Source organism: Mesorhizobium sp. Ca11 (assembly GCF_020165275.1).
Lineage (GTDB): Bacteria > Pseudomonadota > Alphaproteobacteria > Rhizobiales > Rhizobiaceae > Mesorhizobium.
Map to the genome: position 1 here is coordinate 23,645 of NZ_JAIUHU010000010.1, position 25,939 is coordinate 49,583.

Sequence of the window (25,939 nt, forward strand, 5' to 3'; positions counted from 1 at the left end):
GGCTGCTCCCGTTTTGCATTGAGCATATACGTCGATGCCTATCTCGGCGCCCGCAGGAGCCGTAAGTGGAGTTTCTCAACGATCTCAAGGATCAGGTTTCGACGGCCTATGAGCTGTTGGCCGCCGGCTGGGGCGTGCAACTGCTCTGGGGCATCGCCTGGACGCTCGCCGTCACCGTCGTCTCGATGCTGATCGGCGCCGTGCTCGGCTCGCTGGTGGCGGCGGCCAAGCTTTCGCATCGCGGCGGATTGAGGTTCATCGGCGAGAGCTACACCACCGTCTTCCGCGGCGAACCGGAACTCCTGATCATCTACCTGTTCTACTATGGCGGCACCCAGGTCCTGACCGGCGTGGCGCGCTCGACCGGATCGATCGGCTCGGCCGATATCTTGAACATGCCGAGTTTCCTTGGCGGCGTTCTCGCGGTCGGCATCATTTCCGGCGCCTATCAGGCCGAGGTTTTTCGCGGCTCGTTCCTGGCGATCCATCGCGGCGAGCTGGAAGCGGCGCGTGCCTACGGCATGTCGGCCTGGCTGCGTTTTCGCCTCGTGATCATGCCGCAGGTCCTGCGTCTCGCGGTGCCGGGGCTGGGCAATGTCTGGCAATTGACCATCAAGGACTCGGCGCTGATCTCGGTCACCGGCGTCGCCGAGCTGATGCTGACGGCCAACAAGGCGGCGCGCTCGACGCATCATTCGCTGCTTTTCTACACGCTCGCCGGCATCCTCTATCTGGTGATGACCTCGATCTCGACGCCGATCTTCGACAAAGCCGAGCGCTACACCTCCCGAAGCTTCACACGGCCGAAATAAGAGGTGGCGGTGGATTTCGACTTCTACCTTTCAACCATGTGGAGCGTGCTGAAGGCGCTGCCGCTGACGCTCGAGATCTGGTTCTTCGGCATCGCCTTCGGGCTCATCATCGCCACCGGCCTGACCTGGCTGCGGGCTTCCGGCTACAAATCGGGCGAGTATTTCACCCGCGCCTATGTTTTCGTCTTCCGCGGCTCGCCGTTGCTGGTGCAGCTCTATCTGGTCTATTTCGGGCTCTCCCAGTTCGACTTCGTGCGCCACAGCCCGATCCTGTGGCCAATCCTGCGCGATCCGATGTATTGCACGATCGTCGCCATGGCCTTGAATACTGCGGCCTATGAGAGCGAGATTTTCCGCGGCGCGCTGCGCGCGGTGCCTGTCGGCCAGATCGAGGCGGCCAAGGCGTTCGGCATGTCGGCCTTCACTCGCTTCCGCCTCGTCACGCTGCCGATCGCGCTGCGGCTTGCGTTGCCGGCCTATTCGACGGAAATCATCCTCATGACCAAGGCAACCGCGCTGGCGTCCGTGGTCACCATCATGGAGATGATGGGAACGGCGCAGAAGATCCAGCATGACACGTTCCGGCCGATTGAGGTGCTGACCTGCGCCGGCGTGATCTACCTGCTTCTCAACCTGTCGATCGCCCGGCTGTTTGCCTGGGTCGAGCACCGGCTTTCGCCGCATCTGCGTCCCCCGCCCGAGCGGAGCCAGCAAGTCAAACCCGTACCGGAGGTGTTGTGATGTCGGCAAATGTCGCCGCTGCCGCGAAAGCCGCGCCGTCCTCCGACGAGACGCCCGCCATCAGCGTAAAGGATCTGCGCAAGTGCTTCGGCGATCATGAGGTGCTCAAGGGCATTTCGCTCGAGGCCCACAAGGGCGACGTCATCTCGATTCTCGGCTCCTCCGGGTCCGGCAAGAGCACGATGCTGCGTTGTATCAATCTCCTGGAGACCCCGGATTCCGGCGAAGTGCGGGTCGACGGCGAGCTCATCAAGATGAAGCGGGGTCGCGACGGCCACCAGATGCCCGCCGACATCCGCCAGGTGGAGCGGATCCGCGCCAACCTCGCCATGGTGTTCCAGAGCTTCAATCTGTGGTCGCACATGACCGTGCTGGAAAACCTCGTCGCCGCGCCGACGCATGTGCTGAAGCGGCCGCGCGCCGAGTGCCTGGAGCAGGCCGAGGCATTGCTGAAACGCGTCGGCATATGGGAGCGCCGCAACTACTATCCGCCCCACATGTCGGGCGGCCAGCAGCAGCGCGCGGCAATAGCCCGCGCGCTGGCGATGAATCCCAAGGTGATGCTGTTCGACGAGCCGACATCGGCGCTCGATCCGGAACTGGTCGGCGAGGTGCTGCGCGTTATGCGCTCGCTCGCCGAAGAAGGACGCACCATGCTGGTCGTCACGCACGAGATGGGTTTTGCCCGTGACGTGTCGAGCAAGGTGATGTTCCTGCACAAGGGCGAGGTGGACTCGGCCGGCGAACCGAAGGAGATGTTCGCCAGGCCGCCGACGCCGCAGTTCACGCAGTTCATCGCCAACTTCAATAAGTGAGGCGCTGCGCCCCCTTCTCCCCTTGTGGGAGAAGGTGGCCGCGAAGCGGCCGGATGAGGGGTGCTGGACGGAGCGAGGCGCTGGCGTTTGGGCACAACGGTGCTGCCAGGCGAAAGCCACCGCCAAGCTGGAGCACCCCTCATCCGTCTCGGCGCTTCGCGCCGATCCACCTTCTCCCACAGGGGGAGAAGGGAAAGCGCTAGATCATGTCCGACAGATCCGAGAACGCCATCGCCTTGCGCAGCACCTCGGCGAAGCGTTCGCCGGCGATTTCCTTGTCGCCGCTGTTGTCGATCGAGGTCACGTCCGGTCCCGTCAGCTTGACGCTGGTGCTGCGCGCCAGGCGGGCAAGCACCTCGCCGCGCGATTCGCGGCCGCGCGCGGCGAGCCGTTCGGCGAGGATCTCCGGCGTGGCGGTGATCTCGACCACGGCCAGGTTGGCGTAGCGTTCGCGCAGCGCCGGTATGACCGCGCGGGAGACATTCGCCACGGCTACATGACCATTGGCGACCGCCCAGTCGACATCGGCCGGCAGGCCATAGCGCAGGCCGTGCGCGTCCCAGCACAGCGAGAAGGCGCCGTCGGCCTCCGCCTCGGCAAAGGCGGCATCGGCCAGCGTGTCGTGGTCCTCGCTTGCCGTGTCGCTCGGCCTGGTGATGACACGGCGCACGAATTCCAGCCGCGTCTCCCCGGCAAAGCGCGCCTTGGCGTAGCCGATCAGCGTGTCCTTGCCGGCGCCGCTCGGCCCCACCACCGCGACGAAGACGCCGTTGCGGATCGGCAGGCTGTCGGCCAGCTCGCGCTCGATGAGGGCCGAGACCATCATGCGACCCGGCTGCCCTGACGCCACACGGTGCGAACGACCGGCACATGGTCGTCCACGCGCACCCGCACCAGGTCGGCACGGCGGCCGGGCTCGATGACGCCGCGGTCGGCGAGGCCGATCGCTTCGGCCGGGTTCTTCGAGACCATCGCGACCGCCTGCGGTAGCGAGATGCCCTCGACGACATCGCCGAGGAAGAAGGCCGACTGGATCAGGCTGAAGGGGATGTAGTCGGATGAAAGGATGTCCAGCAGGCCGTCGGCGGCAAGCGTGCGCGCCGAGACATTGCCGGAATGCGAGGCGCCGCGCATGACGTTCGGCGCGCCCATCAGCACCCCGAGGCCCGCGGCTTTCGAGGCCTTGGCCGCCTCTTCTGTCGTCGGGAACTCGGCGACGCGCACGCCCTGCTCGATCGCCTCGTCGACATGGCCGGCGGTCGCGTCGTCATGGCTCGCCAGCACGATGCCGCGCTCCTGGCAGGCGGCCGAGATGAAGACGCGGTTCGGACCGGAATTGCGGGCCGATTCGGCCATCCGCTTCTCGCAGAATTTCTGGAAGTCGCGGTCCGTCAGCTTCAGCTTGCGCTGGTAGTAATAGGCATAGGTCTCGAGGTTGACGAACTGGCGCTGTCCGGGCGCATGGTCCATCAGCGAGGCGAGCTTAACCCGCTCGTCGGTCTCGAAATTGGCGAAAGCCTCGAGGCAGTCCGGCGCCGAGACCTCGCAACGCAGGTGGATGAAATGGTCGGCCCTGAGCCGATCCTGGCGCACGCTGTCCTCGATGGCGTCGGCCAGCTTGCGAACGTCGTCGGATTTCAGGTCGGCATCCTCGTCCATGCCGACGCGCAGGGCGTCGAGCACCGTGGTGATGCCGGCGGTCGCGACCTGGGCGTCATGGGCAAGCACGGCGGCGATCGGGTTCCAGCGCACTTTCGGGCGCGGCGCGTAATGACCTTCGAGGTGATCGGTGTGCAGCTCGACGAGACCCGGGATGATGTAATCGCCGCCCATGTCCTCGCCGGCGCGGACGGCACCGGGCTCGACGGCGGCAATCAGGCCGTCGCGCAACAACAGCGAGCCCTTGACGATTTCGTCGGGCAACACGATGCGGGCATTGGTGAGAACGGTTTCGGCGGTCATCTCGGGCGGTCCTATCTCAAGCAGTCGTTTCAGAGCAATTCCAGGAAAAGTGCTTTGCGGTTTTCCGTCCGGAATTGCGTAAACAAAAAGATAGGGCGGTTCAGCGTTTCCGCGGATCCGTCCTATGCGGTCTTGCGGGCGGGGCTGCGGCCAAGCGCATGATGGGAAAGCACCATGAACGGGGCGCCGGGCTCGCTTTCGACGAACAATGTCAGCGCATCCACCGGCACGGGCTGCCGCAGCACGTCGGCGAACAGGCCGTCGATCGCTGCACGAAGACGTGGGCTTTCCTGTGGCCCGACCCGCCCCGACAGCGTCATGTGGAAGCGGAACGTGTCAAAGACGTAAGGATAGCCCCATTGGCAAAGGTTGCGAAACTCGTCCGGCTTCAGCGCATCGGGGCTGCGGCGCTCGATCTCGGCCTCGGTCAGCGGCGCGCGGAACGGATCGAAGGCGCGCACCACCTCGCCGGCGAAATCGTTGAGCGGCGCGAACTGCGCTTCCGGCACCAGCGCGAAAAAGCCGTCGATTTGGCCGACGACCAGACGCGGGATGATCACAGGCGGCGTCGCCTCGGCGAAAGCGTCGAGCGCGGCGCGCAGCGAGGCTTCCGTCTCGTCCGGCGCCAGCCGGAACGGCGCTTTCAGGGTCGCGTGGAATCCGTAGCGCCGGGCAGAGGCAGTATGGAAAGCGACTTCCGCGGCCGACAGATCGCCTACGGCCTCGACCGGCCGCGTCGCCGCGCCAAACGGGTCGCGGCCCAGCCAGTTGGCGGCAATGCGCGCCAGCTTCTCGTCCTGCCCCGGGGTGTAGTAGATCGCGTAGCGCATGGGCGTTCCTCGTCAAGCGCGCTGCGCGCCCCAAAGGAATATGCGACGCGCTTCAAGTCATTGTCTTGGCAAGTCGTGGCCCAAACGCCGGAGCGCTTGCGGCGACATGCACCGGAACCGCTGCCATAGGTGATTTCCATGACGGATTGACGAAGCTTTCGTGGGTTTTCGAAGGCAAGTCCAGCACGGAGCTCGTTAGCCGACGATTTTTCCGGGCTGGACCAACGGCTTTGCCGGCGTGTCGATCAGGCCTTCATCAGCCATTCATGCTCGGGCGCGTTGTGGAATTTCCACGTCCGCTTCGGTCCGGCCATGACGTTGAGGTAATAAAGATCGTAGCCGTGGCAGGCGGCGCAGGGATGATAGCCCTTGGGCACCAGCACGACGTCGCCGTCCTCGATCGCCATCGCCTCGTCCAGCTCGCGCACGCCGTTGCGGTCGGCATCGGTGTAGACGCGTTGGAAGGCAAAGCCCTGCGGCGGGTTGAGGCGGTGATAATAGGTCTCCTCGAGATAGGATTCGGCCGGCAGATTGTCCTGGTCGTGCTTGTGCGGCGGATAGCTCGACGTGTGGCCGCCGGGCGTGATCACCTCGACCACCAGCAGCGAATCAGCCGGCTTGCCCTCGGGCAGGATGTTGGTGACGTAGCGCGTGTTGGTGCCCTTGCCGCGCACCTCCTGGCCGAGATCGTCAGGTCCGATGACGCGCACCGGCAGACGGCCACCGAGGCCAGGCGCCGAGCAGACGGCGAGTTCCAGCTCGGTATCGGCGGTCACCGACCAGTCGGCGCCTTGCGGCACATAGACCGACCACGGCTTGCCTTCGAAGGGCGACATGCGCTCGCCGAGCAGGCCGAGATCCTTGCCGCCGGCCGATGCCTTGCCCTTTCCGGTGACGAACACCAGGCAGACCTCGCGCTCGCCGGTTTTGCCGGACACCGTCTCGCCCGGACGAAGCCGATGCAGGTCGAAACCGACATAGGTCCAGCCGGCGCTTTGCGGCGTGACATGAGCGACATGGCCGTGGGCCTTGTCGGCCTTGACGAGCAGTTTCGACATTTTTGTCTCTCCTATTCCGTTGGCCTTCGTTGGTTGCGGATCAAAGATCTTGCCGGCTGACAGAACCAGCACAACCTTCGAGATTGGCCGAGGCCTCCAAACTTCGTCATTCTAGGGCGAAGCAGGAGCGCAGCTCCGTCGCGGAGACCCTAGAATCCATGCCGTTACCTCAATCGAAGGGCGCTGCGGAGCAGAATTCTGTACCGCAGCGGCTGCTTCGAAGTCACGGAATGGATCCTAGGGTCTGCGCTACGTCGCTGCGCTCCTTGCTGCGCCCTAGGATGACGAAGCGAGGGGCGTTTCGGCTAATCGCCAACGCATGCGATCCGCCATGCACGCAGTATCCGATCCGTAGACGCTTCTGAGCCATGAATTAGTCACTCCTTCGGTCCGGGTTCGGCCTTGTTCTCCTCAATCGGCTTATAGAGATAGAAAAACTGCCACACCGCATAGCCGGCGAAGCCCAGCGCGATGACGCCCCAGAACGGCGTGCCGGACGCGAATTCGATCACCGACCAGACCAGGCAGACCGCGACGACCGCGATACGGCGCCACAGCGGCCGGAAGAAGGGATGCTCATAGTCTTTCATCGCGCCAATCCAGGATTTGCCCAAAGCACAACGGATAAACCGGGCGCCCCGACTAATCCACTGCTCAGGCCGGAAAACCCTGCGTCTCGACCGTATAGCCGGCGGCCGTCATCACCCGCATAAGTTCCTTGTGGCCGACCTGGGCCATCTTGAGCGGCGGGTTCTTCTTCGGATCCTGCTCGGCCTCGACCACGAACCAGCCTTCATAGCCATGATCGGCGAAACGCTGGACAATCGCCCCGAAGTCGAGTGAGCCGTCGCCCGGCACGGTGAAGGCGCCGAGCGCCACGGCGTCGAGGAAGGACTGTTTCGTGCGGTCGAGCCTGTCGATCACGCCCATGCGAACATCCTTCACATGGACGTGGTTGATGCGCTTGTGGTGATTGTCAATGGCGCGCAGCACGTCGCCGCCGGCAAAGGCGAGATGGCCGGCATCGAGCAGCAGCGGAATGCCTTCGCCGGAGTTGCGCATGAAGGCGTCGAGCTCCGGTTCGGTCTCGACCACCGCCGCCATGTGGTGATGGTAGGAGAGCGGCATGCCTTGCTCAGCGCACCACTCGCCGAACTCGGTGACGCGCCGGCCATAAGCCTTCATCTCGTCGGCGGAAAGTTTCGGCTTGGTGGCCAGAGGCTTGGAGCGGTCGCCCTGGATGGACCGGCCGACCTCGCCATAGACGATGCAGGGCGCATCGACCGCCTTGAACAGGTCGATCATCGGCTGGATGCGGTCCTTGTTCCGGGAGATGTCCTCGTTGACAAGCGTGCCTGAGAACCAGCCGCCGCAAAGCGTGACGTCGGCCTCCTTCAGGATCGGCAGCATCACCTTCGGATCATTGGGGAAGCGGCGGCCCATCTCCATACCGGTGAAGCCGGCCGAGCGCGACTGGCGCAGGCATTCTTCCAGCGACACGTCATCGCTCAATTCCACGAGATCGTCATTCCACCATGCGATGGGGGACATGCCCAGTTTGGCTTTCAAGTCGTCACTCCAATGTCGGTTCGTTGCGAGCCGGTTCAGCCCTGACGGCTGCCCACGGCTTCCTCGTATTTCTTGCGCGCGGCATTGACTTCGCGTCGCGACGAGACTTCCGGCACGGCGACATCCCACCAATGGCCGCCCGCCTCGGTCGAGACCAGCGGGTCGGTGTCGATGACCAGCACCGTCGTCTTGTCGTTCTTCTTCGCCTTGGCCAGTGCCGTCTCCAGCTCGGCGATCGACGCTACCTTCTCGGCCACGGCACCTAAGCTTGCCGCGTGCGCGGCGAAGTCGACGTCAGGCATCACCTCGTGGCGGGCGTCCTTCAAGAGGTTGTTGAAGTTGGCGCCGCCGGTCGCCATCTGCAGCCGGTTGATGCAGCCATAGCCGCGATTGTCGAGCAAAACGATGGTGAGCTTCAGGCCAAGCATCACCGAAGTGGCGATCTCGGAATTGAGCATCAGATAGGAGCCGTCGCCGACCATGACGACCACCTCCTGGTCGGGCTTCGCCATCTTGACGCCGAGCCCGCCGGCGATCTCGTAGCCCATGGTCGAGAAGCCGTATTCGGCATGGTAGGAGCCCGGCGCGCCGGCCTGCCAGAGCTTGTGCAATTCGCCGGGCAGACCGCCCGCGGCATGCAGCAGCGTGACGCCCGAGCCCATGGCGCGCTGCACGGCGCCGATCACTTGCGCATCGGACGGATAGGCGGCGTTGGTCGACGCCGTCACCTTGGCGGCGGCGGCCTGCCACTCCGTCTTGCCATTCAATGCATTGTCGGTCCAAACGGCCGGCGCTTTCCAGCCCTTCAGCGCGGCGGACAGCTCGGCAAGCCCTTCGGCCGCGTCGGCGACCAGCGGCAGTGCCCAATGCTTGCCGGCGTCGAAACCTTGCGTGTTCAGGCCGATGATGGTGCGGCCGGCATTCTTGAACAGCGCCCAGGAGCCGGTGGTGAAATCCTGCAGCCTGGTGCCGACCGCAAGCACGACATCGGCCTCCTCCGCCAGCCGGTTGGCGGCCGACGTGCCGGTAACGCCGACCGCCGCCATGTTGAGCGGATGGTCGTCGGGCAACGAGGATTTGCCGCCCTGGGTCTCGCAGACCGGAATGCCAGCGCCCTGCACCAGCTTGGCGAGCTCGTCCGAAGCTTGCGAATACAGCACCCCGCCACCCGCGATCACCAGCGGCTTCCTGGCGCCCTTCAGCGCCGCGACGGCTGCCGCCAGCTCGTTGCGGTCCGGGCGCAGCCGGCGCGGTGTCCAGACGCGCTCGGCGAACAGGCTTTCGGGATAATCATAGGCTTCGGCCTGCACATCCTGGCAGAGCGAGAGCGTCACCGGGCCGCATTCGGCCGGATCGGTCAGCACCTGCATGGCGCGGTTCAGCGCCGGGATGATCTGCTCCGGCCGCGTGATGCGGTCGAAATAGCGCGATACCGGGCGGAAGCAGTCATTGACGGTAGCGGTGCCGTCGGAGAAATCCTCGGCCTGCTGCAGCACCGGGTCCGGCAGGCGGTTGGCGAAGACATCGCCCGGCAAAAACAGGACGGGCAACCGGTTTACATGCGCGAGTGCGGCCGCCGTCACCATGTTGAGCGCGCCGGGACCGATCGAGCTAGTCGCGGCCATGAAGCGGCGGCGGAAATTCGCCTTGCCATAGGCGATCGCCGCGTGAGCCATCGCCTGCTCGTTATGGGCGCGGAAGGTCGGCAGCTCGTCGCGGACCTGGTAGAGCGCCTCGCCGATGCCGGCGACATTGCCATGGCCGAAGATGGCCCAGACGCCGCCGAAGATCGGCACCTTCTTCCCGTCGATCTCGGTCATTTGCCGGCTGAGGAAGCGGGTCAGCGCCTGCGCCGTCGTCAGGCGGATTGTCTTGCTCATGATGTCTCCTCCGCAGTCCTTCAGCGGTCTTGTTATGCGGCTTTGCGGCCGCGAGCGGCAAGCCATGCCTCGGTCAACTGCTCGAAGCGCGCGGCCATGTCGGCGATCGCCTCGTCATCCGACATCCTGCCGGCCAGCCATTGTTCGGCGGCGTTGACAAAGATGGTGCGGCCGACGGCAAAGCCCTTGACGATCGGCGCATTGGCGGTGGCGGCAAACGCCGCGACCAGCTCGTCCTGCGGCGCTTCCAGCCCGAGCAGCACCACGCCACGGCACCAAGGATCGTTCCTGACGATCACCTGTTCGATCTTCGCCCAGGCGCCTGCGGAAGCCTGCGGCTCGAGCTTCCACCAGTCCGGCTTGATGCCCAGCGCATAGAGCTCTTCCAGCGCGCTCGGAATGGTGGTGTCGTCAAGCTTGCCGTGCTTGCCGGCGATGATCTCGACCAGCAGTTCGCGACCGACCTTCCGCGCCGCCTCGAACAGCGCGCGCAGCTTCTGCTGCTGCTCGGTCTTTAGCGCTTCCGGGTCGTCCGGGTGATAGAAGCACAGGCATTTGATGCAATGGTCGACCGGCCATTCGGTGAGCTGCGAGCCGATGTCCTGCGAAAACTCGAAGCGCAGCGGCCGCGACCCGGGCAATTCGACCGGGCGGCCGAGCCAGGCGAAGGGATGGCGGGCGAATTCGAACATGGCGTCGCGGCCATATTTTTCGTCGATCAGCATGCCATAACCGTCGCGGCCGGCGGCGACCTTTGCCGCCGCCTTGACGGTGAGCACCTTGAAATCGGGGATGCGCGCAACGTCGGCCCCGACCTTGGCGGCAACGTCTTCCAACTGCACACGATGGTCGCAGGCCAAAGCCATCAGCGAGGGAATGTCGCGCCGCCGCGTCGTTGCCCAGTGGACGTGGTTGATCGCCTCGTCCTTGCGCAACGCCAGATGCTTGCTGCCGTGCTTCAAAAAGAACTGCAGCTCCTCGAAGGTCGGATATTCCGGCGCGCAGAGCAGGCGCGACACCGCGAAGGCGCCGCAGGCATTGGCCCAGGTCGCGGCGGTGGCGAAGCTTTCGCCGCCGAGCCAGCCGCGCAGGAAGCCCGACATGAAGGCGTCGCCGGCTCCGAGCACATTGTAGATCTCGATCGGAAAACCCTTGCCGACGATGCCGTCCTCGAGGTCGTCGCTGATCGGCCCGTCATAGACGATGCAGCCCTTGGCGCCGCGCTTGAGCACGATGGTAGCCGGCGACAGCGCGCGGATCGTCTTCAGCGCGCTCAGGCAATCGTCGGCGCCGGAAGCGATCATAATCTCTTCCTCGGTGCCGACGATGAGATCGCAATCGGGCAGCACCGTCTTCAGCTGCGCCGAGACGCGGTCCGACTTGACGTAGCGCTCGAAGCCCTCGGCATGGCCGGCAAGGCCCCAGAGGTTCGGGCGATAGTCGATGTCGAACACCACCTTGCCACCCTTGGCCTTCATCAGACGGATCGCCTTGCGCTGCGCGGCATCGGAGTTCGGCCGCGAGAAATGCGTGCCGGTGACGACCACCGAGCGCGCCGAGGCGATGAAGGCCTCGTCGATATCCTCCTCGGCCAGCGCCATGTCGGCGCAGTCCGAACGATAGAAAATCATCGGCGAGACGCCTTCGCTCTCGACCGAGAGCAGCACCAGCGCCGTCAGCCTCTCCTTGTCGGTCTTCAGCCCGTCGACCGAGACGCCTTCGCGCCGAAGCTGCTCGCGAATGAAGCGGCCCATCTGCTCGTCGCCGACGCGGGTGAGTAGCGCCGAGCGCAGGCCGAGCCTTGCCGTGCCGACGGAAATATTGGCCGGGCAGCCGCCGACCGACTTGGCGAAAGAGGTGATGTCCTCCAGCCGCGAGCCGATCTGCTGGCCATAGAGATCGACCGAGGCGCGGCCGATGGTGATGACGTCGAGCGGCGGGTATGTCCCTTCCACGGCTTCGCCCATTCGAACCTCCCATCGGCCTTGTTGTGCAGAGCAGCGTCGTTTTGGACAGCGCGCGCCGGCGACGGCGCGGTGTCGTCAATATGAAATATTAATTCCAATCTACAGTCAATATGGAATGAGCATTCCCAAGCCGAAAAGCGCTCGTCCGGGAGGCTCAGCTCTTGCGCCGGCGACCGGCTTCGCGGCGTTTCTCGCCGACGGCGACGGTCAGCGCCATGGCCAGCGCCATCGTCGCCGAGATCGAGCGGAAGCCGCCGAAATCGGCCTCGGCGACCTCGAACCAGACCTTGGCGAATTGCGCCAGCGGCGAAAACGACGAGTCGGTGATCGCCACGATCGGCACGCCCTGTTCGGCGATCGAGCGCGTTTCCTCGATGGTCGCCGGCGCGTAGGGCGAGAAGCTGATGGCGATGACGGCGTCGCGCGGCGTGGCGAAGCTGATCATCTCGGCGTTCAGCCCCGCGGCCGATTCCACCAGCTGGTTGCGGATCTTGAGCTTGCCCAGCGCATAGGCGATGTAGGACGCCACCGGATAGGAGCGGCGCTTGGCCAGCACATAGATCGTCTCGGCTTTCGCCAGAAGCGCCACCGCCTCCTCGAAATGGGCATCGTTGAGCGAACGTGAGATGTCGCCCAGCGAGGTGCTGGCGGCGGCGACGAAGCCGTCGAAGATCGCCCGGTGCCCGCGGCCTTCCTCGGCCTTGGCGCGCAACGCCGCCAGCCGCTCGTCATAAGAGGAGTTGCGCTCGCGCAGACGCTCGCGGAAAACCTGCTGCAGGCTGGTGAAGCCGTCGAAGCCGAGCTGCTGGGCAAAACGGATCAGCGTCGAGGGCTGCACGCCGGCCGAGGCGGCGATGCTCGCCGCCGTGCCGAAGGCGATGTCGTCGGGATTGTCGAGCGCATAGGCGGCGATCTGCGCGATGCGCTTGGGCAGGCTCGCGCGTCTGTCCAGGATCGTCGCGCGCAGCGTTTCGAAATCGCGAGGCACCCGTTCGTCCATCGTCGCTCCGCCCACGCTCATAAGGTTTGTCTCTCTCCTGCCTCATCATAGCGAGTTCGCGCAAAAACACCATAAAAAATGATTTAGATATTCCATTCTTTATCAAAATAGACTAATTCATCCACGCATACTTTCCTTTATCCTGGAGATAATCGACATGGTCGGAGTGGGCCTCATCGGCACTGGCTTCATGGGCAAGTGCCACGCCATCGCCTGGAACGCGGTGGGCACGGTCTTTCCCGATGTCGACAAGCCGAAGCTGGTGCATCTGGGCGAGGTGAATGACGAGCTTGCCAAACGCAAAGCTGCCGAGTTCGGCTTCGCAAAAGGGTCCGGCGACTGGCGCGCCGTGGTCGAGGATCCGGACGTCGAGATCGTCTCGCTGACCACGCCGAACCAGTTCCACCCGGAAATGGCGATCGCCGTCCTCGAAGCCGGCAAGCATCTGTGGTGCGAGAAGCCGATGGCGCCGAGTTTCGCCGAGGCCGAGGCGATGGCGAAGGCCGCGAAGCAATCCGGCAGGGTCGCCGTGCTCGGCTACAACTACATCCAGAACCCCGCCATCCGCCATATCGGCGCGCTGCTCGAGGAAAAGATCATCGGCGACGTCAATCTCGTGCGCATCGAGATGGACGAGGATTTCATGGCCGATCCGGAGGCGCTGTTCTTCTGGAAACACGAGGCTTCGTCCGGCTATGGCGCGCTCGACGATTTCGCCGTGCATCCGCTGTCGCTGATCAGGGCGCTGTTCGGCCGTGTTTCCCGCGTCATGTGCGACATGGTCAAGCCCTATGCCGACCGCAAGACCGCTTCCGGCGCCCGCCGCGCGGTCGAGACATATGACATCGCCAGCGTCTTGATGCATCTCGAGAACGGCGTTGCCGGCTCGCTGCTGGTTAACCGCTCGGCCTGGGGCCGCAAGGGCCGCATCGCCATCCAGATCTTCGGCTCGAAGGGCTCGATCCTCTACGACCAGGAGCGGATGAACGAGTTCCAGCTCTACGTCACCGCCGACCGGCCGACCGAGCAGGGCTACCGCACCGTCCTGGTCGCGCCGCACCACAAGCCCTACGATTCCTTCCTGCCGGCGCCCGGCCACGGCCTCGGCTTCAACGACCTCAAGATGATCGAATGCCGCGAGCTCCTGATGCGCATCGCCGGCAAGCCGGCCCGCATCATCGACTTCGACGAGGGGCTGGAGATCGAGCGCACCGTGCATGCCATGGCCCGCTCGTTCCAGGAGCAGCGCTGGGTCGATGTGAGGTGATCGAGCCGAGCGCTGGGGCCAGTATGGCGGCCGACGGCGGCCGGCCAATGCAAAATCGGATCTGAGCATTCAGGCCAGGTTGATAGCGACGTTGCGCAGCAGCGCCACGGATTTGCGCATGCCTTCCATTGGTGACAGCATCATGTCCTCGTGCTCGATCGACAGCACGTCGTCGTAGCCGGCCTGCTTCAGCGCCGTGCAGAACTGCCGCCACCAGGTCTCGCCGTGGCCGTAGCCGAGCGTGATGTAATTCCAGGCCCTTTCGGCATAATGATTTGGCGGGCGCGCATCGAGCGTGCCGTCGATGGCCGCCGGTATAGGTTCGATGCGTGTGTCCTTGGCGTGGACATAGTAGATCGCCGAGCCAAGCTTGCGCACGGCGGCAATGGGATCGGCGCCCATCCACATCGGATGGCTCGGATCGTAGTTGGCGCCGACCGTCTCGCCGACCGCATCGCGCAGCCGGAACAGCGTCTGAACATTGTACACGGCCTGATGCCCATGCAGTTCCAGGCAAAGCTTCCTGATGCCCAGATTGTTCGCAAATTCGATGAGATCGCGCCAATACGGGATGATGCAATCGTCCCACTGGTAGCGCTGTATGTCGGCGCATTCGGGCGGCCAGTCGGTGATGATCCAGTTGGGATTGGTGTCGCCGGGTCCGCCCGGCAGCCCGGACATCATCACCACCCGGTCGATGCCCATCAGGCTCGCCAGCCGGATCGTGTCCTCGGTCACTTGGCGATGCTGCTTGCCCTGCGGTCCCGGATGCAGCGGGTTGCCGGAGCAGTTAAGCGCCGCGATCGTCAGCCCGTGGTCGCGAACCTTGGCGACGAATTCGGTTCGGGTCGTCTTGCTGTCCAGCATGGCGGTCAGATCGATGTGCGGCGCCGACGACCAGTTGCCGCAGGCGAACTCCAGCGTCTCCAGTCCGAGATCGGCCGAGGCGCGCAGCATCTCGTCGAAGGACAGGTTGCCGAGGCTGTCGGTGATCATGCCAATCTTCATTTCGGAAACTCCCGCTTATTTTGGACCATCCGCTCACAGCTCTACGGGTTCGAACCTGCCGGACCGGGCCGACGCTAGCGCTGCCTCGCAGAGGATCATGGCCTTGCGCCCATCGCTGGCCGTGACCGCCGGACTCCTGCCCGTCTCGACACAGGTGATGAAGTGATCGATCTCGGCGGCGTAGGATTCCGCATAGCGTTCGACGAAGAAGTAGTAGGGCTTGTCGCGCGATATACCTTTGCCGCCGTACATTTCCACAGAGGTCGGCAGCCGGTTGCCGGCCTGCAGCATGCCGTCGGCGCCGTGCACCTCGATGCGCTGGTCGTAGCCGTAGGCGGCCCTGACGCTGTTGTTGATGTGACATTGCCGGCCGGACGCCGTTCGCAGGATGAACATCGCGGTGTCGTAGTCGCCGAGCTTCCTGTATTGCGGCGCAACAAGCGAGGAGCCGGTCGCGAAAAGCTCCACAGGCTCTTCGCCAAGCATATTCCGCGCCATGTCGAAATCGTGGATGGTCATCTCGCGAAAGACGCCGCCGCCTCCGGCCAGCGCTTCCTCGGTCTCCGGTTCGGGATCGCGGCTGGTGATGATGACCTGCTCGACGGCGCCGATCTCGCCATCGTCGAGGCGCTCCTTCAGCGCCCGGAAGCTCGGATCGAAGCGGCGGTTGAAGCCGATCTGGAACGGCACGCCGGCTTTCGCCACAGCGGCCAGGCACTCGTCCGTGCGCTTGAGGTCGAGGTCGATCGGTTTCTCGCAGAAGATCGCCTTGCCCTTTGCCGCCGCTGCCATGGCAAGCTCCGCGTGCGTGCGCGTGGCCGAGGCGATGAACACCATTTTCACTACCGGATCGTTCATAACGGTTTCGGTGTCCATGATCTCGGCGCCGGTTACGGCGGCGACCTTCTCGGCCGCCTCGCGATTGGGATCGACGACGTAGCGCAGCCGCACCTTCGGGTGGCGCGCGAGATTGCTCGCATGCACGCGGCCGATCAGCCCCACCCCGAACAGACAAACATCCATCATGCGTTCGACTTTCTCATCAGGCCGCTCCAGCGCTGCCGGCCGGTTCGTGTATCCGAGCGGCAATCATTTCACCGCGCCCATGGTCAGCCCGCGCACCAGATGCCGCTGCACCAGGAGTGCAAAGAAGACGATCGGCAACGCGCCGATGACGCCGGCGGCCGCCATCGAGGCCCAGTCGGTATCGATGCGCCCGATGAGTGTGGCGGTGCCGCGCGGCATGGTCATCGCCCGCGGCGTCGCGGTCAGCGCCAGCGCGAAAAGGAATTCGTTGAAGGTGACCAGCACGGCGAAGATCGCGGTGGCCGCGAGCCCTGGTGCCGCCAATGGCAGCGTGATGCGGCGGAAGGCGCCGAAGCGTGAATCGCCGTCCACCATGGCCGCCTCCTCGAGGTCGACCGGGATCTCGCGGAAAAAGCTCTCCATCATCCAGACGCAGAAGGTGACGTTGAAGGCGGTGTAGGTGGCGATCAGGCCGAGCCAGCTGTCGAGCAGCCCGAGGCTCAGCATCAAGAGATAGACGGGTATCAGGATCACCACCGGCGGGATGATGCGCAGTGTCAGGAGGAAGAGACCGATCTTGCGCTCCGCGGCGAATGGCAGGCGGAACCTCGCGATCGCGTAGGCGCCCATCGCGCCGAAGACCAGCGCTATCGCGACCGAGAAGAAGGTGACCACCACCGAGTTCGTCAGATAGGAGCCGAACTGCTTTTCAGTGAACAGTCTGACGTAATTGTCGAGCGTCGGCACATGCGGATAGAGGGTGCCTTCCTGCGTGATCTCGCGGTTGGACTTGAGCGAGGTGGACACCAGCCAGTAGATCGGCAGCAGCACCACTGCCAGCACGAAAATGGTGGTGAGGATGCGCGCCAGGCGGGTGCTCATGACGCGTCGATCCTGCGCAGGAGCCTGATGGCGCTGAAGGCGAGCGCGAGCACGACGAGGCCGATCGTCACGAACAGCGCCGCCGCGTATCCGGTCTGCTGGAATTTGAAAGCGGTGTCGTAGCCATAGATCGAGATCAGCCTCGTCGCTTCGCCCGGCCCGCCCCGGGTCAGCACGAAAACCTGGTCGAAGGTGCCGAAGGCATCGATGGTGCGGAGCACGATGGCGACCGCCAGCACCGGCCGCATCATCGGGAAGGTGAGATCGGCGAAGACGCGCCAGGACCCGGCGCCGTCGACGCGCGCCGCCTCGAACGGCTCGTGCGGCAGCGACTGCAGGCCGGCGAGCAGGATCAGGAACATCAGCGGCGTCCACTCCCAGACGTCGAGCACGACAAGGCCGATGAAGGCATTGAGCGGGTTTCCGAGGATCTGGACCCCGCCGCCGCCCATGGCCTCCGAGAGCGCCGTCAGCATGCCGGCGTCGCTGGCGTAGATCAGCCTGAACAGGATGGCGACGACGACCGGCGTGATCACCATGGGAATGATCAGCACCGTCCTGAGCAGCCGAATGCCGCGGAATTCGTGCAGGCAGAACAAGGCAAGCGCGAAGCCCAGCACCGCCTCGATCGAAACCGACAGCGCCACGAACTTGACGGTGACCCACAGCGAATTCAGGAACTGTGCGTCGCTCCAAAGCTGCACATAGTTCCGGAAGCCGACATGGGAGACCGGCGAGCCGTAGCGGTACGCCCTGGTGCTGGCGCGCAGCCCGTCCCAGAGCGGGTAGACGAGCACGCCGAGCACGATCGTCAGGCCCGGCGCCAGCATGAGATAGGGGAGGGCGAGGTCGAGCCCCGCCCCCTGCAGGCGATATTTGCATGCCTGCATGCCGGTTTGCATCAGTAGTACCCGGCCGTGGTCAGATAGTCCTTGACCTGCTTGGCCGCCGTGTCCAGGGCCGCACCGCCGCCGGAGCCGGCCTGCAAAGCCTTGTTGAGCTCGATGCCGAGCAGTTCCTCGACCTTCGCCCAGTCGGGGGTGCGCGGCCGCGGCAGCGCGCCGGCGTCGAGCTGCTGCAGGGCGACCGGTATCAGACGGTTGCCGGGCTTGGCGATGCCGAAGGCGCTGCGCTTGACCGGGATCGAGCCCGCCTCCGAGAGCTTGGCCTGTGTTTCGGCGCTGACGTACCACTTCAGGAACTCGATCGAATTCGCCTTGTTGGGCGCCGATTTCGGCACGCCGGCGATGAAGATGCCCATCTGGGCGATCGCCTTTTCCTGCTTCGGCACAACGCCGAAATCGAGCTTGCCGGCCACCTTGGTCTGGGCGGGGTCGTCCGCCTTCAATGCGTTGCCCGAATATTGGATGATCGCCCCTGCCTCCCCGCCGAGGATCGCCGCGCCCTCTTGGTCGGAGTCGAACTCGACCACCCCGCTCGGCGCGTTCTGCTTCATCGTGCCGACGAAGAAATCGGCCGAGGCCTTGCCTTCGGCCGAATTGAAGATCGGGTTCCACTTGTCGTCGAAGAAGGAGCCGCCGAACGACAGGAAGACCGGATACCAGCTGGTGACGATCGGGTTGCCGGAAACGCCGCGGAAGACGACCGGGTATTTGATCTTGCCGGCCGCGACGCCTTCCTTGCCCTTGGCGATCACCTCGTCCCAGGTCTTGGGCGCACCGCCGGTGAAGACGTCGTTGCGACAGGTCAGCGTCTGCAGGTCACCGACGAAGGGCACGCAGATCAACGTCGGCTTGGCGTTCTCGAAGCCCTTGACGCGCGGCCCCTTCTGCGGCGGCCAATAGCCCATGTCGATCATCGCGCCGATCCAGTCCTTGTCCGACCCATCGATGCCTCCAGCGCCAAGGTCCTCGAGCACGTTGGCGGCGCCGAACTGCGGCACCCATGGGTCGTCGAGCAGGTAGAGGTCGTATTGGCCGGCGCCGCTTTGGGCGTCGGCGAACCACTTCTCGAGCGTCACCCCGTATTCGTCCTCGAGGAACTGGATGTCGAAGCCCTGCTCCTTGGCCAGCGGGATGATCTTTTCCTTGAACGGCGTCAGGCCGCCATCGGCGAAGGCGCCGATGATCACCTTCTTTCCGGCGGCGCGGGCAGGCATCGGCAGGCCAAGCGTGGTGAGGGCGGTGGTCGCTAAGGCCAGGCCAAGCCCACCCTTGATGACGGAGCGGCGAGTAAGTCTGCTTGAATGCATCATGTCACTCTCCCATTGTTGTTGACCCTGTGGACGGCTGTCAGGCCGTCCGAATTGAAGAAACAGGCGTTCGCCGGGTCGAAGGCGACGCCGATGCTTTCACCCACCACGCCCCTGAAATCGCGGCCGGCCCGGACCGAGACGTTGCCGCCTTCGAGGCGGACATTGACCAGCGTCTCGTTGCCCATCGGTTCGACGACGTAGATTTCGCCGGGCAGGGCATCGGGCGTGCCGACGCCGGCAGCGCTGCAGTCCTCCGGCCGGAGGCCGATTTCGGCGACGGAGGCGGCGCGGCAGGCAGCAAGCCGCGCGGCGTCCAGTGGGACGACCTTGCCGGCCACGATGATGCCTTGCTCGCAAAGCGCTGCCGGCAGAATGTTCATCGGCGGGTTGCCGACGAAGGTGGCGACGAAGCGGTTTGCCGGGCGGTCGTATATCTCGATGGGCGGCGCCATCTGCTGCAGCTCGCCGCCATGCATGACGGCGACGAAGTCGGCCATCGTCAGGGCTTCGACCTGGTCGTGGGTGACATAGATGGTGGTGGCGCTGAGGCGCTGGCAGAGCCGCTTGATCTCGCCGCGCATGGTGAGCCGCAGTCTTGCGTCGAGATTGGACAGCGGCTCGTCCATCAGGAAGGCCGCCGGGTCGCGCACGATGGCGCGGGCCAGCGCGACGCGCTGGCGTTGTCCGCCCGAGAGCTGGCGCGGACGGCGGTCGAGCAGATGGCCGATCTCGAGCACGGCGGCGACCTCGCCGATCTTGGCCTTTCGCCCGGCTTCGGGCGTGCCGCGTATCCACAGCGGATAGCCGATATTTTCGGCGACCGTCATCTGCGGATAAAGCGCGTAGCTCTGGAAGACCATGGCGATGTCGCGGTCGCGCGGCTGCAGCCGGGTGACGTCGCGTTCGCCGATAAAGACCTTGCCGGCGGTCGGCATGTCGAGCCCAGCCAGGATGCGCAGCGCCGTCGTCTTGCCGCAGCCCGACGGGCCGAGCAGGGCAAGGAATTTGTGGTCCGGCACCGCAAGGTCGAGCGATCGCAGCACGTTGAGCGCGCCAAAGCTCTTGACCACCTTCTGGTACAGAACCGAGCTCATTTCCCTCCCCGGCGCCTCATGCTTTCTTCAGGCCTTGCGCTCGTGGACGTAGAAGCCCGCGCCCTCGGCCAGCCTCTTCAGATTCCGATACCCCATCGTCGCATAGGTCAAGGGATGCGCCTTGGCCGGATCCTGCTCGGCTTCCACAACCAGCCAGCCGGAATAGCCCTGGTCGGCGAGTATCTTTAAGAGCGTCGGATAGTCGATCGCGCCGTCGCCCGGCACGGTGAAGATGCCTTCCATCACCGCGCCCATGAAGCTCATGTCGGCCTCGCGCGCTTTCTTTAAGATGGCCGGGCGCACATCCTTGCAATGGACATGCACGACGCGCTCCACATGCCGGCGCAGCAACTGCTCCGGGTCGCCGCCCGAAAAGGCGCAGTGCCCGGTATCGTAGAGCAGGCCGACCGCCTCGCCGGTTGTATGCATCAGCCTGTCGATTTCCGCGTCGGTCTCGACGATCGTGCCCATGTGATGGTGGAAGGCCATGCCGACGCCGAAATCGGAAAACCGCTCGGCGAGCCGGGTGATCTTGGCGCCATAGGCCTTCCATTCCCCGTCCATCAGCTTCGGCCGCTGCGAGATCGGGTCGTGGATGGCGCCGTGCCGGCCGCGCGAGGTGTCGGCATAGACGACGCGCCTGGCGCCGAGGTCGCGAAGCAGCGTCAGATGCGGCCGGATCGCCTCGAATTCCTCGTCCACCTCCTTCTCGCAGATGCGCCCGTCATACCAGCCGGAGACCAGCGCCAGCCCGTAATGGTCGAGGATGGGCCTCAGCGCACGGCTCTCGCGCGGGAACTTGCCGCCAAGCTCGGTGCCGGCATAGCCGGCTTCCGCTGTCTCGCTGAGGCAGGTCTCGAGCGGCGTGTCGCCGCCCAGTTCCGGCACGTCGTCATTGGTCCAGGTGATCGGGTTGATGCCAAGTCGAACTGTCGTCATTGCTCGCTTTCCGCCCCGCAGCCATGATGGCTGCGGGGTGTCCTGTCTCGGGAGGAGATGCTGCGGTTGCCGGCGGCGGGGCGAAACCCTGCCGTTCGTTCGGCACGACGCCCTCCCAGTGCCGCGCCTCAGACGTCCCCGTCTTACATGTCCCTGTCGACGTCTTACCCCGACGTCATTGAGCGAAGTCTACGCCGCTCTGTCTCCATCGCGAGGGCCAGTTTTCCGGAAAATGAAGGAACCAGTTTGTGCGGAGAGGCGGGTGTGGCAGGATGGGTAGATGGGCTACCTCGAAATCATTGATCGTCGGCGCGAGGCCCCCCTCTCTGGCCTGCCGGCCATCTCCCCCTCAAGGGGGGAGATCGGATGTCGCGCCGGCTTTCGCCAATCGCCGACGCCGCAAAGAAAAGCGAGGCGCCTGAACTGCCAATCTCCCCCCTTGAGGGGGAGATGTCCGGCAGGACAGAGAGGGGGGCGAAGGAACTCGGCCTTGCAGCACAAGCGTGTCGCGGCACGCCATTGCCATTGCATCCATGGGTGGGGATAAACGATGCGCTCCCACCCCAAACCCCAGGCCTTCCCGCTCGACATGCTGGCCGTCAACCGCTCGAGCCCCGAGCACCTTTCGCGCCAGCTCTATCACGGCCTCGTCGCCATCATCCGCAACCGCGCGCTTCCCCCCGGCTCGGAGCTTCCCTCCACCCGCGCCCTGGCCGCCGAGCTCGGCCTTGGCCGCAACACCATCGTCGCCGCCTACGACCAGCTCGTCACCGAAGGCTATCTCGCCAACCGCCAGGGCGCCCGCCCGGTCATCGTCGACCTGCCCGAGGGCCCGCGCGAGTCGCCGCGCGAGGAGCCGCCCGCCCCGCTGCGATCACCCTCGCTGCGCGGCCAGCAGCTGCTCAGCCAACCCTATCATCACGGCAGGCCGGGGCATGTCGCCTTCCACCCCGGCATGCCGGATGCGCAGAGCTTTCCCTTCGGCGTCTGGGGCCGCCTGGTTGCGCGCCGCGCCAGCCATGGCGGCGAGACGCTGTTCGGCACCTATGACGTAACCGGCCATCCAGCGCTGAAGGAAGCGATCGCCGGCTATCTCTATTCCGCGCGCGGCGTGCGCTGTCGTCCCGAGCAGATCGTCATCACCACCGGCGCGCAGGCCGCCTTCGATCTTTTGGCCCGCCTGCTGCTTGACCCCGATGACACGGTGTGGATGGAGGAGCCCGGCTATTACGGCGCCAAGGCCGCCTTCACCGTGGCCGGCGCAAGGATCCTGCCCATCCCTGTCGACCAGGAGCGCGGCTGGCGTCTCGATGCCCCGGATTTCTCGCCCCGTCTCATCTATGTGACGCCGGCCTGCCAGCATCCGCTCGGCATCACCATGCGCATGGAGGAGCGGCTGCGCCTGCTCGACATCGCCGAGACCGCGAACGCCTGGGTGATCGAGGACGATTTCGACGGCGAATACCGCTTTCAAGGGAGGCCCGTGCCGGCGATCCAGAGCATGGACCGTTCCGGCCGCGTCATTTATGTCGGCACCTTCGCCAAGCTGCTGTTCCCGGCGCTGCGCCTCGGCTTCATGGTGCTTCCGCCGGAGCTTGCCGGCCGCATCGTCAACGCGCTCTCCACCACCGGCCAGTTCGCGCCGCTGCTGCTGCAGGCCGCCTTGGCCGACTTCATCACCGAAGGCCATATGAGCCGGCATCTGAAGCGCATGCGCCGCATCTACGCCCAGCGCCGCCAGCTTTTTCGCGACATCGTGACCGAGCGCCTGCGCGATGAGATCACGCTGTCCCCCGCCGAAGCCGGCATCCAGGTGGTGGGCTATCTGAGAGAGGGCATCGACGACATCAAGGTCAGCCAGGCCGCAGCAAAAAGGGCGATCAACGTCTCGCCGCTGTCGAAATATTTCCAGAACACGGCCCCGACGCAAGGCCTGGTGCTGGGCTATGCGGCGTGTGATGCCGCGCAGACGCGGGACGGGGTGGAGCGGCTGGCGCAGGCGATCCGCGAGACGCTGGAGTGAGGGTTTCGCGGCGCCGGTAAATGGCGCACCCGACGTCCTGCTTGGCTAGGTCGCACGAGGCGGCAAGCCTGCCGAGGAACAAATGGCCTCTTCGCGGCCGCTCAACCAAAAAGGTGCATGGAGTGCCGCCGCCGCATTGATTGAATCAATTATCCCGATATACAAGCTGATTTCGGGTGCAAATCGCATAGGCTGGCAATCCATTGAGTCGCAATTTTCTGGTGATCGACCCTGAGGAGGGCATGGCCGTCCTTAAGGGCCTTGCCTCTTCGGCGCGCATTTCCATGCTGAGGCTGCTGCATGAGAAGGGGCCGATGAATGTCAACGAAATCGCCTCCGTGCTGTCGCTGCCGCAGTCGACGGTCTCGACCAATATCCAGGTGCTCGAGGATGCGGGCCTGATCCGCACCGAGAACCAGAAGGCGAAGAAAGGCAGCCAGAAGATCTGCTATCCGACCGCCGAGGAAGTGCTCGTGGTCTTCAAGAGCGAGTATCGTGCGGTCAAGAACGACGCGATCGAAGTGTCGATGCCGATCGGGCTTTACACCGGATTCGAGGTCACCGCGCCCTGCGGTCTCTGTTCGCCGGACGGGATCATCGGCCTGCTCGATGTGCCCAACACTTTCCTGGATCCTGACCGTATGAAGGCCGGTCTGTTGTGGTTCACGCGCGGCTATGTCGAATATCAGTTCCCCAACAATGCCAAGCTCGCCAATACCGAGATTACCGAGCTCGAGCTGGTGGTGGAACTGTCCTCGGAAGTGCCGGGCACCAGCGCCGACTGGCCCTCCGACATCACGCTGACGATCAATGGCGTCGACGTCGGCACCTGGACGTCACCTGGCGATTTCGGCGACAAGCGCGGCGTTTTCACGCCCTCCTGGTGGAAGCTCAAGGGCTCGCAATATGGCAAGCTGAAGAACTGGCGGGTTTCCGCTGACGGAACCTATGTCGACGGTGTCAGGATTTCTGAGACCAGCCTCGCCGCCCTCGATCTCAAGGGCCATCACTCAATCCGGGTTCGTATTGGCGTCAAGGACGACGCCGAGCGTCCCGGCGGAATCAATATTTTCGGCAAGGGATTTGGAAATTACGATCAGGACATTCTGCTGAGGATCAAAACCGGTTGATATCATGAAATCGGGTCTCAAAAATAGTGCAGTGATTTCAGATATTTGACTTCATTTTCGACTGAGGCTGCCGGTCAATTGTCAGACTTTTGGCGGTTTTTCGCTTGACGAACGGATGCTGTTTCCCCTTTGATATCTAATAAGGTGATTTAAATCATCATTTATGATATTTTCGGAGGAAATGCATGAAGGCGGCCGTTACGGCGCATCCGCGTTATATCGTCTCGAAGATCGATCCCAGGCTCTATGGGTCCTTCATCGAGCATCTTGGGCGGGCGGTCTATACCGGCATCTATGAGCCCGGCCATGCGACGGCGGATGACAACGGCATGCGTCGCGACGTCATCGATCTTGTCCGGGAGCTCAAGGTTCCGATCGTCCGCTATCCCGGCGGCAATTTCGTATCCGCTTACAATTGGGAAGATGGCGTCGGCCCCAAGGAAGGGCGCCCGGTGCGCCTCGACCTTGCCTGGCACACGTCGGAAAGCAATGAAGTCGGCCTGCATGAATTTGCCGACTGGTGCGCCTCGGCGAACACCGAGATGATGCTTGCCGTCAATCTCGGCTCGCGTGGGCTCGATGAAGCCCGCAACCTTCTGGAATACACCAATCATCCCGGCGGCAGCGAGTGGAGCGACAAGCGCATCGCCAATGGCCGCAAGGAGCCCTTTGACGTCAAGCTCTGGTGTCTTGGCAACGAGATGGACGGCCCCTGGCAGATCGGCCACAAGACCGCCGACGAGTATGGCCGCCTGGCCCACGAGACCGCCAAGGCGATGCGTGCCTTCTCCAAGTCGCTCGAGCTCGTGGTCTGCGGCTCGTCAAATGCCAAGATGCCGACATATCCGGAATGGGAAGCGACCGTTCTCGATCATACTTACAACGAGGTGGATTACATCTCGCTGCACATGTATTTCGACAATGAAGCCAACGACGCGCCGAACTATCTAGCCATGAGCGAGAAGCTCGACGCCTACATCGTCTCGGTCGCCGGCGTCATCGATTATATCAAGGCCAAGAAGCGCTCCAAGAAGCAGGTCTACATCTCGTTCGACGAATGGAACGTCTGGTACCATTCCAAGGAGCAGGACAAGAAGATCCTTGGCGGCAATGAGGGTTGGCCCTTCGCCCCGCCATTGCTCGAAGACATTTACAATTTCGAGGACGTGCTGCAGGTCGGCCTGATCCTCAACACCTTCATCCGTCGTTCCGACGTGGTCAAGATCGCGTGCCTGGCGCAACTGGTCAACGTCATCGCGCCGATCATGACCGTTCCCAACGGCCCGGCATGGCGTCAGACGATCTTCTATCCTTATCTCTATGCCTCGATCTACGGCCGCGGCAATGCGCTGGATCTCAAGGTGGAAAGCCCGACCTACAGCTCCACCGTCGCCGGCGATGTTTCATATGTCGACGTCGCCGGCGTGCATGACACGGAAACCGGGCATGTCACCTTCTTTGCCGTCAACCGCCATTCGAGCCAGGAAATCGAAACCGCGATCGACATAGCGGGCTTCGGCGCGGCTGAGATCGTCGACCATCAGCTGATGACGCATGCTGATCTGAAAGCCGTCAATTCGGCGCAGAACCCAAGCAATGTCGGCCCCAGGAAGGGGACCGGCGCGTCGGTGGTGGGCGGCAAACTGAGCCTGCCGCTGCCGCCCTATTCCTACCAGATGGTCCGCCTGAAGCTCTGACTTCAGGCGCATCGTCGTGCATGG

At 64.2% G+C, this 25,939-nt stretch carries 23 protein-coding genes; 7 read left to right on the forward strand and 16 right to left on the reverse strand.

All coding sequences use genetic code 11. The features are described from left to right. Positions 1-65: 65 nt before the first annotated feature. From LB538_RS18570 to LB538_RS18580, 3 genes are read left to right on the forward strand one after another with little or no spacing between them, the layout of a single operon-like run. Positions 66-812, forward strand: a complete 747-nt coding sequence (locus LB538_RS18570) for an ABC transporter permease (protein ID WP_224525923.1) — start codon at positions 66-68, stop codon at positions 810-812. A gap of 9 nt (positions 813-821) precedes the next feature. Next, on the forward strand, positions 822-1,553 hold the full coding sequence (locus LB538_RS18575; RefSeq protein WP_224525921.1) for an ABC transporter permease: 732 nt from the start codon (positions 822-824) through the stop codon (positions 1,551-1,553). Further along, complete coding sequence (locus LB538_RS18580; RefSeq protein ID WP_224525919.1) at positions 1,553-2,368, forward strand: ABC transporter ATP-binding protein; 816 nt, start codon at positions 1,553-1,555, stop codon at positions 2,366-2,368. Before LB538_RS18575 ends, LB538_RS18580 begins: the two co-directional genes overlap by 1 nt. Before the next feature lie 199 nt (positions 2,369-2,567). On the opposite strand, the gene phnN is transcribed toward LB538_RS18580, so the two are convergent. The 9 genes from phnN to LB538_RS18625 form a co-directional block, all read right to left on the reverse strand. Further along, positions 2,568-3,194, reverse strand: coding sequence for a phosphonate metabolism protein/1,5-bisphosphokinase (PRPP-forming) PhnN (phnN, locus tag LB538_RS18585; protein WP_224525917.1), 627 nt, complete (start codon positions 3,192-3,194; stop codon positions 2,568-2,570). Further along, positions 3,191-4,330, reverse strand: a complete 1,140-nt coding sequence (locus tag LB538_RS18590) for an alpha-D-ribose 1-methylphosphonate 5-triphosphate diphosphatase (protein ID WP_224525913.1) — start codon at positions 4,328-4,330, stop codon at positions 3,191-3,193. Before LB538_RS18590 ends, phnN begins: the two co-directional genes overlap by 4 nt. Positions 4,331-4,452: 122 nt before the next feature. Next, on the reverse strand, positions 4,453-5,160 hold the full coding sequence (locus LB538_RS18595; protein ID WP_224525910.1) for a DUF1045 domain-containing protein: 708 nt from the start codon (positions 5,158-5,160) through the stop codon (positions 4,453-4,455). Positions 5,161-5,405: 245 nt separating this feature from the next. After that, a complete protein-coding gene (iolB, locus tag LB538_RS18600; RefSeq protein ID WP_224525908.1) occupies positions 5,406-6,218 on the reverse strand; it encodes a 5-deoxy-glucuronate isomerase in 813 nt (270 codons plus the stop codon). 377 nt (positions 6,219-6,595) lie between these two features. Beyond that, positions 6,596-6,808: a DUF3329 domain-containing protein gene (locus LB538_RS18605; protein ID WP_095768043.1), complete on the reverse strand. Its 213-nt coding sequence runs from the start codon at positions 6,806-6,808 to the stop codon at positions 6,596-6,598. Between the two features lie 64 nt (positions 6,809-6,872). After that, a complete protein-coding gene (gene iolE / locus LB538_RS18610; protein ID WP_224525906.1) occupies positions 6,873-7,787 on the reverse strand; it encodes a myo-inosose-2 dehydratase in 915 nt (304 codons plus the stop codon). Positions 7,788-7,822: 35 nt separating this feature from the next. Then, positions 7,823-9,667 (reverse strand): 3D-(3,5/4)-trihydroxycyclohexane-1,2-dione acylhydrolase (decyclizing), encoded by a 1,845-nt coding sequence (gene iolD, locus LB538_RS18615; protein ID WP_224525902.1) that lies wholly within the window; start codon positions 9,665-9,667, stop codon positions 7,823-7,825. A 32-nt stretch (positions 9,668-9,699) separates the two neighbouring features. Then, on the reverse strand, positions 9,700-11,634 hold the full coding sequence (locus LB538_RS18620; protein WP_224525899.1) for a bifunctional 5-dehydro-2-deoxygluconokinase/5-dehydro-2-deoxyphosphogluconate aldolase: 1,935 nt from the start codon (positions 11,632-11,634) through the stop codon (positions 9,700-9,702). 154 nt (positions 11,635-11,788) lie between these two features. Then, positions 11,789-12,634, reverse strand: a complete 846-nt coding sequence (locus LB538_RS18625; protein ID WP_224526225.1) for a MurR/RpiR family transcriptional regulator — start codon at positions 12,632-12,634, stop codon at positions 11,789-11,791. Positions 12,635-12,791: 157 nt separating this feature from the next. On the opposite strand from LB538_RS18625, the gene LB538_RS18630 reads away from it, so the two are divergent. Beyond that, positions 12,792-13,901, forward strand: a complete 1,110-nt coding sequence (locus LB538_RS18630) for a Gfo/Idh/MocA family protein (protein WP_224525880.1) — start codon at positions 12,792-12,794, stop codon at positions 13,899-13,901. Between the two features lie 69 nt (positions 13,902-13,970). On the opposite strand, the gene LB538_RS18635 is transcribed toward LB538_RS18630, so the two are convergent. The 7 genes from LB538_RS18635 to iolE (LB538_RS18665) form a co-directional block, all read right to left on the reverse strand. Continuing rightward, positions 13,971-14,909, reverse strand: a complete 939-nt coding sequence (locus LB538_RS18635; protein WP_140843616.1) for a sugar phosphate isomerase/epimerase family protein — start codon at positions 14,907-14,909, stop codon at positions 13,971-13,973. Between the two features lie 33 nt (positions 14,910-14,942). Continuing rightward, the gene (gene iolG / locus LB538_RS18640) at positions 14,943-15,935 is read right to left on the reverse strand and encodes an inositol 2-dehydrogenase (RefSeq protein WP_224525878.1); all 993 of its coding nucleotides are present in this window, start codon (positions 15,933-15,935) and stop codon (positions 14,943-14,945) included. A gap of 63 nt (positions 15,936-15,998) precedes the next feature. After that, the gene (locus tag LB538_RS18645; RefSeq protein ID WP_095768049.1) at positions 15,999-16,817 is read right to left on the reverse strand and encodes a carbohydrate ABC transporter permease; all 819 of its coding nucleotides are present in this window, start codon (positions 16,815-16,817) and stop codon (positions 15,999-16,001) included. After that, positions 16,814-17,707, reverse strand: a complete 894-nt coding sequence (locus LB538_RS18650) for a carbohydrate ABC transporter permease (protein WP_224525875.1) — start codon at positions 17,705-17,707, stop codon at positions 16,814-16,816. The genes LB538_RS18645 and LB538_RS18650 overlap by 4 nt, the downstream gene beginning before the upstream one ends. Positions 17,708-17,718: 11 nt before the next feature. Continuing rightward, positions 17,719-19,032 carry an extracellular solute-binding protein gene (locus LB538_RS18655; protein WP_224525873.1) on the reverse strand — a complete coding sequence of 438 codons (1,314 nt, stop codon included), beginning with the start codon at positions 19,030-19,032 and terminating at the stop codon, positions 17,719-17,721. Next, the gene (locus LB538_RS18660; RefSeq protein ID WP_224525871.1) at positions 19,029-20,126 is read right to left on the reverse strand and encodes an ABC transporter ATP-binding protein; all 1,098 of its coding nucleotides are present in this window, start codon (positions 20,124-20,126) and stop codon (positions 19,029-19,031) included. Before LB538_RS18660 ends, LB538_RS18655 begins: the two co-directional genes overlap by 4 nt. A 27-nt stretch (positions 20,127-20,153) precedes the next feature. Then, on the reverse strand, positions 20,154-21,065 hold the full coding sequence (iolE, locus tag LB538_RS18665; protein WP_224525869.1) for a myo-inosose-2 dehydratase: 912 nt from the start codon (positions 21,063-21,065) through the stop codon (positions 20,154-20,156). Positions 21,066-21,615: 550 nt separating this feature from the next. Here iolE (LB538_RS18665) and LB538_RS18670 point away from each other — a divergent pair. The 3 genes from LB538_RS18670 (at position 21,616) to LB538_RS18680 (ending at position 25,915) form a co-directional block, all read left to right on the forward strand. Next, positions 21,616-23,088 carry a PLP-dependent aminotransferase family protein gene (locus tag LB538_RS18670; RefSeq protein ID WP_224525867.1) on the forward strand — a complete coding sequence of 491 codons (1,473 nt, stop codon included), beginning with the start codon at positions 21,616-21,618 and terminating at the stop codon, positions 23,086-23,088. A 203-nt stretch (positions 23,089-23,291) separates the two neighbouring features. Next, on the forward strand, positions 23,292-24,218 hold the full coding sequence (locus LB538_RS18675) for an ArsR/SmtB family transcription factor (protein WP_224525862.1): 927 nt from the start codon (positions 23,292-23,294) through the stop codon (positions 24,216-24,218). Between the two features lie 185 nt (positions 24,219-24,403). Beyond that, the gene (locus LB538_RS18680) at positions 24,404-25,915 is read left to right on the forward strand and encodes an alpha-N-arabinofuranosidase (protein ID WP_224525858.1); all 1,512 of its coding nucleotides are present in this window, start codon (positions 24,404-24,406) and stop codon (positions 25,913-25,915) included. Positions 25,916-25,939: the final 24 nt, after the last annotated feature.

What these genes read in the sequence shown, in the direction of transcription:
- LB538_RS18580 (WP_224525919.1), top strand. Translation starts at nt 1,553, where the DNA reads ATGTCGGCAAATGTCGCCGCTGCCGCGAAAGCCGCGCCGTCCTCCGAC.
- LB538_RS18635 (WP_140843616.1), bottom strand. Translation starts at nt 14,909, where the DNA reads ATGAAGATTGGCATGATCACCGACAGCCTCGGCAACCTGTCCTTCGAC.
- LB538_RS18625 (WP_224526225.1), bottom strand. Translation starts at nt 12,634, where the DNA reads ATGGACGAACGGGTGCCTCGCGATTTCGAAACGCTGCGCGCGACGATC.
- LB538_RS18645 (WP_095768049.1), bottom strand. Translation starts at nt 16,817, where the DNA reads ATGAGCACCCGCCTGGCGCGCATCCTCACCACCATTTTCGTGCTGGCA.
- iolD (WP_224525902.1), bottom strand. Translation starts at nt 9,667, where the DNA reads ATGAGCAAGACAATCCGCCTGACGACGGCGCAGGCGCTGACCCGCTTC.
- LB538_RS18660 (WP_224525871.1), bottom strand. Translation starts at nt 20,126, where the DNA reads ATGAGCTCGGTTCTGTACCAGAAGGTGGTCAAGAGCTTTGGCGCGCTC.
- LB538_RS18620 (WP_224525899.1), bottom strand. Translation starts at nt 11,634, where the DNA reads ATGGGCGAAGCCGTGGAAGGGACATACCCGCCGCTCGACGTCATCACC.
- LB538_RS18670 (WP_224525867.1), top strand. Translation starts at nt 21,616, where the DNA reads ATGCGCTCCCACCCCAAACCCCAGGCCTTCCCGCTCGACATGCTGGCC.
- iolG (WP_224525878.1), bottom strand. Translation starts at nt 15,935, where the DNA reads ATGATGGATGTTTGTCTGTTCGGGGTGGGGCTGATCGGCCGCGTGCAT.
- LB538_RS18680 (WP_224525858.1), top strand. Translation starts at nt 24,404, where the DNA reads ATGAAGGCGGCCGTTACGGCGCATCCGCGTTATATCGTCTCGAAGATC.
- phnN (WP_224525917.1), bottom strand. Translation starts at nt 3,194, where the DNA reads ATGATGGTCTCGGCCCTCATCGAGCGCGAGCTGGCCGACAGCCTGCCG.
- LB538_RS18605 (WP_095768043.1), bottom strand. Translation starts at nt 6,808, where the DNA reads ATGAAAGACTATGAGCATCCCTTCTTCCGGCCGCTGTGGCGCCGTATC.
- iolE (WP_224525869.1), bottom strand. Translation starts at nt 21,065, where the DNA reads ATGACGACAGTTCGACTTGGCATCAACCCGATCACCTGGACCAATGAC.
- LB538_RS18630 (WP_224525880.1), top strand. Translation starts at nt 12,792, where the DNA reads ATGGTCGGAGTGGGCCTCATCGGCACTGGCTTCATGGGCAAGTGCCAC.
- iolB (WP_224525908.1), bottom strand. Translation starts at nt 6,218, where the DNA reads ATGTCGAAACTGCTCGTCAAGGCCGACAAGGCCCACGGCCATGTCGCT.
- LB538_RS18655 (WP_224525873.1), bottom strand. Translation starts at nt 19,032, where the DNA reads ATGATGCATTCAAGCAGACTTACTCGCCGCTCCGTCATCAAGGGTGGG.
- LB538_RS18650 (WP_224525875.1), bottom strand. Translation starts at nt 17,707, where the DNA reads ATGCAGGCATGCAAATATCGCCTGCAGGGGGCGGGGCTCGACCTCGCC.
- LB538_RS18590 (WP_224525913.1), bottom strand. Translation starts at nt 4,330, where the DNA reads ATGACCGCCGAAACCGTTCTCACCAATGCCCGCATCGTGTTGCCCGAC.
- LB538_RS18595 (WP_224525910.1), bottom strand. Translation starts at nt 5,160, where the DNA reads ATGCGCTACGCGATCTACTACACCCCGGGGCAGGACGAGAAGCTGGCG.